At 71.9% G+C, this 13,485-nt stretch carries 13 protein-coding genes; 7 read left to right on the forward strand and 6 right to left on the reverse strand.

Annotation, left to right across the window (positions count from 1 at the left end):
- Positions 1 to 1,116: exopolysaccharide biosynthesis polyprenyl glycosylphosphotransferase (locus ACXJKL_RS03715; protein ID WP_457205708.1), on the forward strand; the 1,116-nt coding region annotated here is incomplete at its 5' end.
- Positions 1,117 to 2,029: 913 nt separating this feature from the next.
- Here the strand turns inward: ACXJKL_RS03715 and ACXJKL_RS03720 are convergent.
- The 5 genes from ACXJKL_RS03720 to ACXJKL_RS03740 form a co-directional block, all read right to left on the reverse strand.
- Positions 2,030 to 2,863 carry a sulfotransferase domain-containing protein gene (locus tag ACXJKL_RS03720; protein ID WP_457205709.1) on the reverse strand — a complete coding sequence of 278 codons (834 nt, stop codon included), beginning with the start codon at positions 2,861 to 2,863 and terminating at the stop codon, positions 2,030 to 2,032.
- Positions 2,860 to 3,819: a glycosyltransferase gene (locus ACXJKL_RS03725; protein WP_457205710.1), complete on the reverse strand. Its 960-nt coding sequence runs from the start codon at positions 3,817 to 3,819 to the stop codon at positions 2,860 to 2,862. Before ACXJKL_RS03725 ends, ACXJKL_RS03720 begins: the two co-directional genes overlap by 4 nt.
- Complete coding sequence (locus ACXJKL_RS03730; protein WP_457205711.1) at positions 3,816 to 4,799, reverse strand: sulfotransferase; 984 nt, start codon at positions 4,797 to 4,799, stop codon at positions 3,816 to 3,818. Before ACXJKL_RS03730 ends, ACXJKL_RS03725 begins: the two co-directional genes overlap by 4 nt.
- Before the next feature lie 145 nt (positions 4,800 to 4,944).
- The gene (locus ACXJKL_RS03735; RefSeq protein WP_457205712.1) at positions 4,945 to 5,490 is read right to left on the reverse strand and encodes a glycosyltransferase; all 546 of its coding nucleotides are present in this window, start codon (positions 5,488 to 5,490) and stop codon (positions 4,945 to 4,947) included.
- Complete coding sequence (locus ACXJKL_RS03740) at positions 5,487 to 5,942, reverse strand: UDP-N-acetylglucosamine--LPS N-acetylglucosamine transferase (protein ID WP_457205713.1); 456 nt, start codon at positions 5,940 to 5,942, stop codon at positions 5,487 to 5,489. Before ACXJKL_RS03740 ends, ACXJKL_RS03735 begins: the two co-directional genes overlap by 4 nt.
- Positions 5,943 to 6,236: 294 nt before the next feature.
- Between ACXJKL_RS03740 and ACXJKL_RS03745 the strand changes: the two genes are divergently transcribed.
- The gene (locus ACXJKL_RS03745; protein WP_457205714.1) at positions 6,237 to 7,265 is read left to right on the forward strand and encodes a hypothetical protein; all 1,029 of its coding nucleotides are present in this window, start codon (positions 6,237 to 6,239) and stop codon (positions 7,263 to 7,265) included.
- Here ACXJKL_RS03745 and ACXJKL_RS03750 read toward each other — a convergent pair.
- Positions 7,262 to 8,089 carry a LamG-like jellyroll fold domain-containing protein gene (locus ACXJKL_RS03750; protein WP_457205715.1) on the reverse strand — a complete coding sequence of 276 codons (828 nt, stop codon included), beginning with the start codon at positions 8,087 to 8,089 and terminating at the stop codon, positions 7,262 to 7,264. The two genes, ACXJKL_RS03745 and ACXJKL_RS03750, sit on opposite strands and share 4 nt — an antisense overlap.
- A gap of 245 nt (positions 8,090 to 8,334) precedes the next feature.
- Here ACXJKL_RS03750 and ACXJKL_RS03755 point away from each other — a divergent pair, with 245 nt between their 5' ends.
- The 5 genes from ACXJKL_RS03755 to ACXJKL_RS03775 all read left to right on the forward strand — a co-directional run.
- Positions 8,335 to 9,684 (forward strand): hypothetical protein, encoded by a 1,350-nt coding sequence (locus tag ACXJKL_RS03755; RefSeq protein ID WP_457205716.1) that lies wholly within the window; start codon positions 8,335 to 8,337, stop codon positions 9,682 to 9,684.
- Positions 9,681 to 10,925 carry a hypothetical protein gene (locus tag ACXJKL_RS03760; protein WP_457205717.1) on the forward strand — a complete coding sequence of 415 codons (1,245 nt, stop codon included), beginning with the start codon at positions 9,681 to 9,683 and terminating at the stop codon, positions 10,923 to 10,925. Before ACXJKL_RS03755 ends, ACXJKL_RS03760 begins: the two co-directional genes overlap by 4 nt.
- Entirely contained in the window at positions 10,922 to 11,791 is an 870-nt protein-coding gene (locus ACXJKL_RS03765; protein WP_457205718.1) for a sulfotransferase family protein, read from the forward strand. Before ACXJKL_RS03760 ends, ACXJKL_RS03765 begins: the two co-directional genes overlap by 4 nt.
- Positions 11,779 to 12,624, forward strand: coding sequence for a hypothetical protein (locus ACXJKL_RS03770; protein ID WP_457205719.1), 846 nt, complete (start codon positions 11,779 to 11,781; stop codon positions 12,622 to 12,624). The genes ACXJKL_RS03765 and ACXJKL_RS03770 overlap by 13 nt, the downstream gene beginning before the upstream one ends.
- A gap of 5 nt (positions 12,625 to 12,629) precedes the next feature.
- On the forward strand, positions 12,630 to 13,485 hold an 856-nt coding region (locus ACXJKL_RS03775), incomplete at its 3' end, for a hypothetical protein (RefSeq protein WP_457205720.1).

Consider the following 13,485-nt stretch of genomic DNA (forward strand, 5'->3'; position numbering starts at 1 on the left):
ATGCTCGGCATCGCCAGCTGGCTCGCCACCCTCGTGCTCGGCGCCGCCGTCGCCCCCCACGTCATGGTCCCGGTCGTGGCGAGCCTGACGCTCGCCGCGCTCGTCAGCGGCCTGGTGCCGCTGCCCGGTGAGATGACGACGCGGATCGTCCTCGCGGGTCACCCCGAGGACGTGCGCTCGGCCATGGCAGAGCTGGCGACCTCGCGCCGCTACGAGGTGGCCGCTGCGTGCGTCTCCGCCGGCCCCAGCGACCCCCTGGGCCCCATGCCGACGCAGGTGGGCGTGGCGTCGGCCGCCGACGTGGCCGTCCGCACGGGCGCCGACGCGCTCCTGCTGCTGCCCGGCCCCGAGCTGACGCCCGCGGCGCTGCGCCGGATCGAGTGGGGCGCCTCGAGCGCCGGCGTCCCGTTGTACGTCGGAACGGGTCTGCTCGACGTCTCCCCCGCGCGCATCTCCGTCGTGCAGGGCGCCGGGCTCAACGTGATGCAGGTCCGTCCGGCCCCCGCGCGCGGACTCCGCCGTCTCTTCAAGGAGGTCGTGGAGCGGCTCGTCGCCGCCCTGGCCCTGGTCCTCCTCTCGCCGCTCCTGGTGCTGGTCTGGGCGCTCGTGCGCGCCGAGTCGACGGGCCCCGGGCTCTTCCGCCAGCGGCGGGTCGGCCGAGGTGGCGCGGAGTTCACGATGGTGAAGTACCGCACGATGACGACGACGGCGCCCGAGGACCTGGCCGCGCTCACCGCCTTCAACCAGGTCGAGGGCGGTGTGCTCTTCAAGATCCGCACCGACCCTCGGATCACCCCCCTGGGTGCGATCCTGCGTCGCTACTCCATCGACGAGCTCCCGCAGCTGTGGAACGTCGTCACCGGGCAGATGTCCCTGGTGGGACCGCGTCCGGCGCTGCCCGAGGAGGTCGAGCGCTACGACCCCGACCCGCGTCGTCGCCTCGTCGTCAAGCCGGGACTCACGGGCCTGTGGCAGGTGTCGGGCCGCTCGGACCTGACCTGGGCGGAGTCCGTGCGTCTCGACCTGCGCTACGTCGACAACTGGTCGCTCGCGCTGGACATGGCCATCCTGTTCCGCACGGTCCGCGCCGTGATGGGACACCGCGGGGCCTACTGACCCGCCGGGATCGCACGGCAGGAACGGTCCGCCGCGCCCGGTCGACCGCGTACGTCATCTGGACTGGTCGTGGGAGCGACCTGTCGAGTCTCAGGACTTCGGTAACACCTGATGGGTTCTCGTCCATGCTGGGCGATGGCCAGAGATGGGGTTCCGGTGGGACCAGAGGTGACGACGTTCTACAAGTACCGCAAGCGGTTCGAGAAGGAGGGTGTCGAGGGGTTCTACCCGCGTTCACGACGACCGTTGACGTTTCCGACTTCTCCGGGGCACCCCGCGGTGGACGCTGCGTTGGAGGAAGAACCTCCGCCCTGTGGGTCGCACCCTGAACCAGCTCGACCGCCCACCCCCAGACCTGTGGGAAGAACGACGGGCCCACGCCACGGTGCTCATGTGGCTGCGGAAACGACCCCCTGCCAGCTCGTTGGAGGAGCTCCGGACGCTGCTCAACCGCTATCGCGAGCACTACAAACCATCGTCGCCGCAAGACCCACCTCAACGGCCTCACCCCCGCCGAGCGCTATGACCTCGGCCCCAAGGACGGCCCGGGAGATCACCCCATCCCGTGGCCGGTCCAGATCCTCGCCGTCGAGGTCAGCTCGAGTGGCTGGCTGCATCGGCATCGACGGCCACCTCTTCAGCATCGGCCGGCGCCACAGCGGCGAGCACGTCACCGTGATCCGACAACATCGCCACGTCGTCGTCCTACGAGGCAACGAGCTCCTCGCTGAGGTCACCCTCAGCGGCAGACGCGGCTACCAAAGACGCCCCGCCCGCACCGCGCAGTGTCACCGATGTCCTGAGACATATGTGTACCGATGTCCTGAGACATCACAGGCCGCGGGAGCGACCCGTGCTCAGGACATACGGGCCGCACCGGAGCGCGACCGGGAGCGGCGCTGCGCGGGCCGGGCTACCAGCCCCAGGCCTCACCGAGCCGCAGTCCGAGCGTCCGCTCGAGCGAGGCGATCTCGGGGGCCAGGGCGTTGCGCACCGTGGTCACGTCCGACGGGTCGGGCCGCACCGTCGCACGGTCGATGGGGCGGTAGAGCGTCCGGTGCACGAGGGGAGAGCGCTTGACAGCTCCCACCAGACGGGCCCCGTCGTGCTCGCGCACCCAGTCCGCGCTGCGGCGCGCGACCGATGCCAGGCGCACGGAACGCGCCCTGGCAGCCGGCAGCCGGGCCTCGAGGTCCTTGCTCGCCAGCGGCAGACGGTCGACGTCGAGGAAGTCGGTGACCCCGTCCAGGAAGCCCTGCGGGTCGGCCGCCAGGTCGTCGAAGAGGGCGACGTGGACCATCTCGCGCGGCAGGTGCACCAGGAAGCGGTCGAGCCCGGTGGCGTAGCGGCCGTGCTCGAGGAGCTCGGGGCGACTGCGCAGGGCCTCGCCGAACGTGTCCGGCCCGATGCCGTGCTTGCGCATGTAGAGGTACGACGACCACGCGCGCTCGACCGGGTCCCGCAAGGACACCATGATGCGCACCGGGCCCAGCGTCTCGTTGATGCGGTCGGCCGCGTCCGGGTGGAAGAGGTAGTCCTGGCAGACCTCGCCCACGACCGCCTCGTCGCGCGCGTCGCGGAACTGGGCGGCGTACCACGCCAGTCCGCGGTCGTAGTAGCGGTCGAAGTAGTAGAGGTCCTTGGCGGGCGTCAGGTAGACGTCCGGGTGTCCGAGCAGGATCTCGTGGAGCCAGGACGAGCCGGCCTTGTCGGGTCCGACGTACAAGAAGTTGGGCAGCCGGCTCATGACAGGCCCCGCCCGAGGCGACGCGACAGCGACAGCATGCGACGGGGCTCGATGCCCGGTCCGGCCACGGCGAGCGCGAGCCACGCGTGGGGTGCGGCGGGATAGCGACACAGCGCGCGCCCGGCGATGCGTGCGCCGCGGCCCCGCTCCCCCGCTGCGGCCCGCGCGTAGGCGATCTGTCCGAGCATGCGGGCGTGGCCCCGTCGGCGGTCTGCGAAGTCGGGGTGCTTCTCGAGGAGGTACTCCAGCGCGGTGGCGGTGTTGAGCCACTTGTCGCGGAACCAGGAGGGCACGTCCTTGCGGATGTCGGCCAGGATCTCTTGGACCGTGCCGACCCGGCCGGCCCGGCTCGCCCTCAGCAGCCAGTCGTAGTCCTCGCCGTGGCCGAACGGCAGCTCCTCGTCGTAGAGCCCCGCGACGTCGAAGGCCGAACGACGCATCATCAGCGTCGAGCTGTGCAGCTCCTTGACGCGGTTCTCCAGCAGTCGCGTGTGGGTGACGACGGGCTCGCGTGCCGGCCACTCGACGTCGCCGCGCTCGCCCATGAGCAGGCGGATCCCCGACCCGACCGCCAGCAGGGTGGGATCGGCGAGGAGCCGCTCGACCTGGAGGCGCACCTTGGCGGGGTACCACAGGTCGTCGTCGTCGCAGCTGGCCACGAGCTCGGCCCGGGACAGCAGGACGCCGGTGTTGCGGGCACCGCAGAGGCCGCCGGTGCGGGTGTTGACGATCGGGACGATCCGCCGGCCCGGACGCGACAGGTCCGCCAGGCTCGGGTCCGCCTCCTCGCGATCGTGGACGACGAAGACCTCCAGCGGGCCGGCGTAGTCCTGGGCGACGATGGCGTCCAGGGTCTCCAGCAGCAGCGCCGGGCGCCCCCTGGTCGGAATCACCACGGTGACCAGCGGGGTGCCCGCGGTCACTGCGCCCTCGCTCGTCGATGTCGGCTCGTTCACCGTGTGCTCCTTGCCTCGTGGCGGTCGTGGGTGTCGGACGCGGTGACCGCGCTCGTGGACGTGGGGTACCGGTAGGCCCTGAGCAGGGGCAGCGTGAGGGACGTGACGACGGCCCGGTCCCTCGCCGGCATCTGGGTGGCCCACCGGTCGTCCCGCCGGAGCTCGACGGATCCCGATCGGAACCTGCTGGGGTTGCCGGAGAGGCCGTGGCTCGGCCCGAGCACCGTGCGGCCTGCCTCGACGGCGGGAAGGTCGGCCGCGCCCAGCGGCAGGCCCAGGGCCTGGGCGGCCTCGGTCAGGGACGCGACCGGGTCGGTGACGAAGTCCTCGTAGCGCAGACGGGCGGAGCGCACGCCTCCGAGGGCCGCGATGGCCGTCATCTCCAGCTGGAGCGCGCCCCACTGCGCGGCCGAGCGGTGCGCGGGGATCCGCCACATCTCCTCGGAGCCGCCGGTGGCGTGCGGTCGCTCGACGTGGCGCTGCCACGACCACGCGACGGCTCGGGGATCCCGTACGACGTTGAGCACCCGCAGGTCGATGTCGCGGGCTCCGGCGAGGGCCAGGCCCAGGGCCGGGCCCTTGGAGGCGTCGACCACCACCCGGGCACCGGAGACCTCGGCGACGGCGCGGTAGATCCGTGCGTAGTCGGCGCGCAGGTCGGTCAGCGACGCTGACGGCGCCCGACCGGCGAGCAGCCCGGGCAGGTGGCGCTGCCGCGCGGCGGCGCGCTGCGCGGAGTGCAGCCGGTCCAGGACCTCCGGGGTCCATCCGCCGAAGGCGGACCGTCCGACCGCCGTCCAGAAGGGACAAGCCGAGAACGGCTGTCCGCAGCCGCAGAGCTCGTCGGCGGGGGCCACCGAGCGGGCCAGGTCGACCAGCTCACCGATGTTGACCCAGGACGTCGCGGCCCCGAGCATCCGCTCGACGAGGGTCGACCCGGAGCGGCCGAAGCCCCCCAGGTACACGATGGTGACGCGCACGTTCACTTCCTTTCGGCCCGCACTGCCCCCCGACGGCCGCGCTGATGCGGTCACCCTCCTCGATCCACGACGCGGGGTCTGGCGAGCTCCGGCGGAAGTCCCCATTTCGGGGTACGTCCTCACGCCGGCCGAGGGGTCGCTGTCACTAGCCGGCGGCCCGGAACAGGCGGGCGTGGCGCGACGGGCGACGGTTGATCAGGCTGTCCAGCTCGGCCGCGGCCAGGGCTCGGGCGGCGTCCCGGTCCTGGGTCGTCGACCCGACGGCGCGCAGCACGGTGGCCGGCAGCAGGGCGCTCTCCAGCTCCTCGTGGAAGACCGCGGCGGTGGAGACGACCCGCACCACGCCCGACCCCCCGGCGAGGGAGGCGAAGCGCTGCTGGTGACCGTCCACGTGCTCGCCCAGGAGCGGGTCACGCGGGATGCACAGCGGCACGTGACCGGCCTCCCGGGCGTCCATGATCGTGCCCGGACCGCCGTGGCACACGACGAGGGAGGCCTCCGCGAGCAGGGCGACCAGCCGGTCGTGGGTGAGGAAGTCGTAGCCCTCGGCCACCCGCGGAGGCCGGGTGGCCCCGTGCTGCACCACGAACCGCACGTCGGCGTGGCATGCGGCCTCGGTGTCGACCCACTGCACCATCCGCTCGAACGGGTGGTGGTCGGTGCCGGCGAGCGCCACGACGAGGGCCGTCATAGCAGCGGCCCCACGAGGTGGGCGTCGGGGTAGAACTCCAGCTGGCTCTGCCACTGCACGATGCGGCGCGTGGTGAACGGGCCGCAGAGTCGACCGGTCATGGTCGGGCTGTCGAACCGGTCGTAGACCTCGATGAAGACCGTCGGGATGCCCAGGACCCAGGCCGCGACGAAGAACGGCACGGCGACCCCCGCGCCCGCGCTCACCACGAGCGAGGGACGCTCGCGGCGCAGCAGCTGCACCGCCAGGACGGCGTTGCGGGCCAGGTTGGGCACGTTGCGGGTCGTCGGCGAGTACGAGTGCAGCACCCGCTCACCGTCCAGCCGGTCCACGACGTCGGGGGTGTCGGGGCACACCCAGAGACGGTCGCGACCCTCCCACCACGAGCGCAGTGCGAGCAGGTGGGCAAGGTGTCCGCCCTGCGTGCTCACCAGGAGCACGGGGCCGGTCATGGCGCCACTCGTCGAAGCGGCGCGCAGCCGCGCCCGACCTGGCACGTGTGGACTGTCTTCATGGTCGTGTCATCCTGATGACCGGCGGTCGGCGCGACGGCGCACGAGTCGGGATTCCTCGATTTTGGGGGCGCCCCCCGGGGACCGCGGAGAGCACCACCGCGCGGACCCTGCCGTGGCTCTCGGCCACGACGCGACGGATGCACCATCCGGCTCGACGGCTCCCGTCCCCAGTTTGGGTGACCTGCGGCGGGAGCGGTCCGCCACCTCGAGCACGACATCTACCGTGCCGCCATGGCCCTCGCCCGTCGTGACCTGCTGGGCATCGGCGCGTCCCTCGCAGTCTCCTTCCTGGCGACGTCCTGCGGCGCCGATCCACGGCCTCCGGCCCGCACGGCTCCCAGGTCTGCCACGACCGCACCGGAGCCCGGACCCTCGTCCGCCTCCCCCCGACCGCGGGGGGTCTCGCGCAACGCCCTCAAGGCCGGACCGGGTCAGGTGTACTACGGCGCCTCGGTTCCCTACGACCGGTCCGTGAGTGACTGGGAGCAGGAGCTGGGCAGCTCGCTGGCCGTCAACCGCTCGTTCTTCACCGCGCACGACGCGGAGGTCGAGAAGCTGGTCAGCGAGTGCCTGGACGACATCGCCCACCGACGTCTGCCGCACGTGTCGATGAAGCCCCGCGGCACCTGGCGGGAGGTCGCCGACGGCACGTACGACGAGTGGCTGGGCAGCATGCTCACCCCCCTTGCAGCGACCCGCGCGCCGATCCTGTTCACGCTCCACCACGAGCCGGAGAACGACGCCGGCCCGCCGGGCATGCAGCCGGCTGACTTCGTCGCGATGCAGCGGCACCTGATCGAGCTCGCGGCCGGAGCCTCGCCGCGGGTGGTGGTGTGCCCGGTCCTGCAGCAGTGGACCTTCGACCCCGTGCGCGACGACGTGGACCCCGCCGCCTGGCTCGTCCCGGAGGCCGCGGTGATGGGGCTCGACGTCTACAACCACTGGTCGCCCAACAACGGCAAGCCCTGGCGCAGCTTCGGCAGCAGGGCCGACGAAGCGCTCGGCTGGTTCGGCGACGTGCCCATCGCCATCGGTGAGTACGGCTGCCGGGAGGACCCGCGCAACCCCGGACTGGCGGCCGAGTGGCTGCGCGACGCGGCGCAGTACGCCCGCGAGCACAACGTCGTCTCGATGGCCTACTACAACTCGAGCCTCAATGCGCCCGAGGGCTCGTGGGAGATGCACGGCAGGACCGAGCGGACCTTCGCCGACCTGCTGGCCTCCGACTGGGTCGTCCGCCCGTCCCSGGTGAGGCGCTAGTCCGCGGGAGCGATCGTCAGGAACACGTCGTCGACGCGGCCGTGGAACTGGTCGTCATGGTCGCCCACACCGGGGCTGCCGATGCGGATGGGCCACTCGTTGTCCACCGACCCCGTGCCCCCGTCGACGCCCTCGACCGTGTCGTCGACACGGATGCTGACACCGGTCCGGTCCCGTCGACACTCCACCCGGTGCCACCGCGAGTCCGCGATCGACACGGTCGACCGCACCGTGACCAGGCCCTCCGCCGTCCGCACGACGCAGCTCGGCTGGCCCTCGGCGCTGTCGACCTGCAGCTTCCACAGCCCGCCCTCGGTCGCGAACCGGCCCTTCTGCACGACGTTGGAGCCGGTCGTCGTCTGGTCGGGTGCCAGCCACACCGCGGCTCCGTACGCGAAGTCACGCTCTCCCGGGTTCAGGTCCTCGGCGCTCGTCACCTCGACCATCGCGCGCGGACATCCCTGCGCCTCGGTGCAGGCCCCGGGGAACGCCACGGCGTCACCCCTGTCATCCGCGCCCGGGACGACCTCCACCGTGCCGTCGTTGGCGGACTCGACGCGCCCGACGTGGGACCGACCGTTCGCGTCGGGGTACTCCGTGTCGCCGCCGAAGGAGACCGTCTGGTCCTCGAAGGGCAGCCACAGGTCCGCGACGGGCATCGACGTGGCCGTGGCGTCCGTCGCCCGGTCACGCGAGGCGTCCACCGGAGGGTCCCCCTGCGCCCAGGCTCCGGCGACGCCCGCGCACAGGATCGCCGCGAGGGCGACCCGCCATCGTGTCGACCGCCCGACCGCCGCCAGGGCCGTTCCCCCGTCTCCCACCACGACCTCTCCTCGGAGTCATACCCCCATATTGGGGATGGATGGACTCATCCGACTACCTGCTCCGCAGCCGGGCCTAACGTCGCCTGCGCGGCCCCACCGGGGCTCGACATCCGACTACTCGATGCAACCAATGCGACTCGATGCGACCGGGGGGCCGTCTTGAAGGTGCTTCACCTTGAAGACGTGGCGCGATCAGGTGGACCTGATCGTAGCCGCGGGTGCCCCGACCCACGCGGGAGTGCGCGATGAGCACTCTCTCCCGCGTCGACCCGACCCCGTTGGTGGAGCACCGCCTCCTGCGTCCCGGGTGGCCACTGGCCGCCCTGTACCTCGGCTTCCCCCTCTGGTGGGCCATGGGGCTGGCCGAGCTGGTCTTCTTCATCGCGGCGGCGGCGATGGCGGTGATCCTGTACCGGCAGGGATCGGTGCGGGTCCCCCGAGGCTTCGCCCTCTGGCTGCTGTTCCTGGTGTGGACGCTCGCGGGGGTCTTCCTCATCAAGGCGGTCGCCCCCGGCACGGTGCCGGGCGGGGGCCTGAGCCAGCTGGCCGGCTTCACGATCTGGTTCGGCTGGTACCTCTCGGTCACCATCGTGATGCTCTACGTCCTCAACACCGCCCGTCAGGTGTCGACGCTGTGGGTCGTGAGGCTGCTCGCGTGGATGTTCGTCGTGACGACGGGCTTCGGGGTGCTGTCCGTGCTCGCCCCGACCCTGGAGTTCACGTCGCCGATGGAGCTGCTGATTCCGCACGGCCTGGCGTCGAAGAACTTCGTGCGCACCCTCATCCACCCGTCCCTCTCCCAGTCGGTGGACTTCCTGGGCTACGTGCAGCCGCGCCCGACGGCACCGTTCGCCTACTCCAACTCGTGGGGCAACAACCTCGCGCTGTACCTCCCCTTCTTCATGCTCGCCTGGTGCGGCCGGGAGGCCGGTTGGCGGCGGAAGGCGGCGCCGTTCATCCTGGTCGCCGCGGTCTTCCCCATCGTCTTCTCCCTCAACCGGGGACTGTGGATCTCGATCCTCCTGGCTGCGGTGTACGCGGCCGGCCGACTCGCCCTCAACGGCCGTGGCGGTGCCATGCGGGCCATGGTGGCGATCGCGCTCGTCGGCGGCATCGTGTTCGTGTCCTCGCCGCTGTACGACACCCTCCTGCTGCGGGTCGAGACCCCGCACAGCAACAGCCGTCGGGCCAGCACGGCGGAGACGGTCGCGACAGTCACGGCGCAGGGCTCCCCGCTGGTCGGCTACGGCACGACCCGCACGATGCAGGGCAGCTTCAGCTCCCTCGCCGGGGGTGAGACCGCGCAGTGCCACCAGTGCGCGGCGCCGCCGCTCGGCACCCAGGGATTCATGTGGCGGCTGATCCTGACGACCGGCTTCGTGGGGACGATCCTGAGCCTGGCGTTCTTCGCGATGCAGTTCCTGCACCGGGCCCGGGGACCGTCGGCCCTRGACATCATGGGATGCACCGTCCTCCTGCAAGCGGTGCTGTGCTTCTTCTTCTACGACTCCTTGGGGTCGGCCCTGTTCACCGCCTTCATCGCCATCGGCCTGATGGCCCGCGCCGACCGGCCGTCCGAGGAGGTCCCCACATGACGTCGTCCGCTCCTGAGGCGTCCGCGTCGTACGCCGCCGAGGTCGCCAGGCTCCTGTGGCCCGCGCCGTGGGGAACGCCGTACACCACGCGCGCGCTCCGCCCCTCCGCGCTCCCCCACCGGGAGGCCTACATCTTCCCCAGCGCACGCAATCCGCGTCTGCTGGTGCCGACGGACCTGCCGGCCGCTGCCACCATGCTCGGACGCCTCGGCAACGACGGGTCGCGATTCGTCCGGCCGATGCGCTCGGTCCTGCAGCGGTCGGTGCGGTCGCCGGCGTTCGCCCTGGCGCGCTGGCCGAAGCTCCGCGTGGAGGGTGGCGACCCCCGGGCGGACTCGATCGAGAACCACCTGGGCGACGTCCTGGGGACGGAGGTCCGCGTCGGTGTGGTGCTGGGGCCGCGGCGCGTCAACCAGAAGCCGGTGCTGCAGATCTTCGGTCTCGACGGCACCCTCGTCGGCTACGCCAAGGTGGGACACAACGCCCTGACCGCGGCACTGGTCCGTCACGAGGCGGAGGCACTGCGCACGGTCGGCGGACTCGCCCCCCGCAGCTTCCGGGCACCACAGCTCCTGCACCACGGGTCGTGGTGCGGCCTCGACGTCCTCGTGATGTCGCCGCTGTCGACCGACAGGACGGAGCCGGTCAACGAGTCCACCCGCATCGCCTCGATGCTGGAGGTGGCCCGCCTGGGCGGGGTGCGGCACCGTGTGCTGTCGCAGAGCGCCTTCTGGTCGCGCCTGCGCACCGGGGCGCTGCGGCTCGCCGACGTCCCCCACGGCTCCACCCTCCCGACGGCCGTCCTGGCCATCGAGGCCACCGACGGAGGCGTCGAGCTGGAGGTCGGCGGCTGGCACGGCGACTGGGGTCCCTGGAACATGGGGATGAGCAACGGGGTCCTCCAGCTGTGGGACTGGGAGCGCTACGAGGCCGAGGTCCCCCTCGGCTTCGACGGGCTGCACCTCATCGCGCAGGGCGTCGTCGCCGGGCACCGCGACCAGCCGCTCCAGGAGCGCCACTTCCTGGGGTCCGTCTCCCACGGCCTGTCCACCTTCGGCGTGGACCCGAGCCAGCACGACCTGGTGCTGAGGCTCTACCTGCTCGAGATGGCGGTGCGGTACGTCGACGCACTCACGCACGGCGCGCGGCCCGAGTTCGAACGTCGCACGGCCTGGGTGGTGTCGCTGCTCACGCGGTTGCTGGAACTACCCCGCTCCACCGTCACGGAAGGACGATCATGACCCTGCGCTCCACTGTTCCCCACCCCCTGAAGACCGCCGGGAGGTCCGTGTCGGTGCAGGTGGGCTCCGTCACCGCGAGCCGCCGCCAGCTTCCCTCGTTCATCCTGGTGGGCGCCCAGCGCACGGGGACGACCTCGCTGTTCCGGGCGCTGATGTCGCACCCCTTGATCCACCAGGCCAACTACCACAAGGGCGTCAACTACTTCGACATCAACTACCACCGTGACTTCGCCTGGTACCAGGGCCACTTCCCGACGACGGCCACGCTGAGGAGGCGGAGCCACGGGCACGCGGGGACACCGGTCACCTTCGAGGCGAGCGGCTACTACCTGTTCCACCCGTGCGCCGCGGAGCGCATGGCCCGGCACCTGCCCGACGTCAAGGTACTGGCCATGCTCCGCGACCCCATCGAGCGCGCCTTCTCGGCGCACAAGCACGAGTTCGCCCGGGGCTACGAGACCGAGCCGTTCGAGCGAGCCCTCGAGCTGGAGGACGAGCGGTTGGCCGGCCAGGAGGAGCGCATGGTGGCGGACCCCGCCTACCAGAGCTTCAGCCACCGCCACCACGCCTACCTGCGCCGCAGCCAGTACGCCGAGCAGCTCCGGCGCCTGCACCAGCACGTCCCGCCGGAGCGCGTGCACCTCATCGAGAGCGAGTCCTTCTTCGAGCGGCCCGAGGCCACCTACGGCGCGGTCCTGGACTTCCTCGGGCTGCCGCGCATCCTTCCCGATCGCTTCGACCGCTGGAACGCCCGGCCGAGCTCGCCCCTGCCCGATGCCGTACGCAGCCGGCTGCGGACCCACTTCGACGCCCACGACGAGGCGCTGGCCACGATGCTCGGACGGGATCCCGCATGGCGGTCCTGACCGAGCCCCCGGGGCTGCCTCTCCTGTCCGACCATGCCCGCTTCGCGTGGCGCCACCGGGCCGTCATCGGTGCGCTCATGGCACTGGGGCTGCTGGCGGGGCTGGCCTGGTCCCTCGTGCAGCCGACGAGCTACTCCTCGACGGCGTCCGTGGCGCTCGCCCCGGTGCCGAAGTACGTCCTCCCCACGGGGATCGGGGTCGTCCCGCCCGCGGTCAGCATCGACACCGACGCCCAGCTGCTCTACAGCCCCGCAGTGCTGGGGGCCGTCGCACGGGTCCTGGGCACGGACGAGGACGTCGCGTTCCAGCACATGTCGGTCACGGCGTCGCCCACCAGCCGCGTCCTGCACCTCGCGGTGACAGCGTCCTCCCGCACGACGGCGGCCGAGGCCGCCAACGCGGCGGTCTCCGCCCTGGTGCAGGTGCGGCGGGACTCGCTGGGTGCCCTGCGCGCCGACCAGCTCCGCCTGCTCCGGCTGTGGACCGCGGGCCAGGAGGACCTGCTCGCCCAGGCGCAGGGCACCCAGGCGGTCATCCCTGCCGACGACGACGTGGTCGCCCAGGTCATCGCGCTGCGCGAGGGCCTCCAGGAGCTGGAGGAGGCTCGTCTGTCGCCCGCGGAGGTGGTGGACCCCGCGACTCCCGCGACCCTGCCGGACGCCTCCAACGCCCAGGTCCCCCTCACGTCCGGGGCCATGCTCGGCCTGCTCGCCGGCTGCCTGATCGGTGTCCGGCGCGACCGCCGACGGCTCGCGGTGGCGTCCACCCAGAACCTCCGACCCCGAACGCACCCCGTCGGCCCCGTGCCCGCGGCCCTCACGACCCAAGGATGATCACCGTGCAGCCATACAACGCAGCGACCGCGTCCCGTCCGTCGGCCCTCAGGGCCGCGCGACGCCATCTGATCGTCGTCCTCTGGTGCGTGGTCAACGGCGCCGTGATCGGATGGCTCGTCGGTGCCGCCCAGCCCGTGACCTACACCAGCACCGCCCACGTGCTGATCAACCCCGCCGTCGGGAACCCCTTCGCGCCGACGCCGGAGACCGTTCGCCAGGACGAGCTGACCAGCCTCGAGACCGAGGCGCAGGTGGCCCGTTCGGCCGAGGTGCTCACCGCGGTGGCGAAGCAGAACCGACCCGTGACCGTGGCCGACCTCGAGCAGGGGGTGGCCATCAGTGTGCCGCCGAACACGCAGGTCCTGGAGATGTCCTACTCGGCGAGTGGTGCCGACGTCGCGCAGGCGATCGCCGACGGCGTGGCCAACGCCTACCTCGACAACCGGGTGCGGAGGTCGACCGAGGTCAACGACACGCGGATCGCCCGGGTCGAGACCCAGACCGAGGGTGTCGTGGACGACCTGCGTGCCGCCACCGTCGCCGCGCAGTCGGGCACCCAGGCGCAGCGCCTCTTCCAGTCCGAGCTCGCGACCGCACTGCGCAACGAGCTGGTCAGCCTGCGCGCGCAGCGCTCCTACCTGGAGAACAGCGACGCACCTCCCGGCTCCGTGATCTCCCCCGCCTCCGAGCCCGTGCGCGTCGGAGGCCTGACGCCTCTCCTGATCCTGCTGGGTGGAGCCCTCGCCGGGCTGGCTCTCGGGTGCCTGATCGCCTGGTTGCTCGAGCGCTTCGCCGGACGGGTCCGGTCCGCCTCCGAGGTGGAGGAGGTCGGACTGCCGGTCCTGGCCGCCGTGCGGC

This window comes from Nocardioides sp. P5_C9_2, assembly GCF_054049555.1.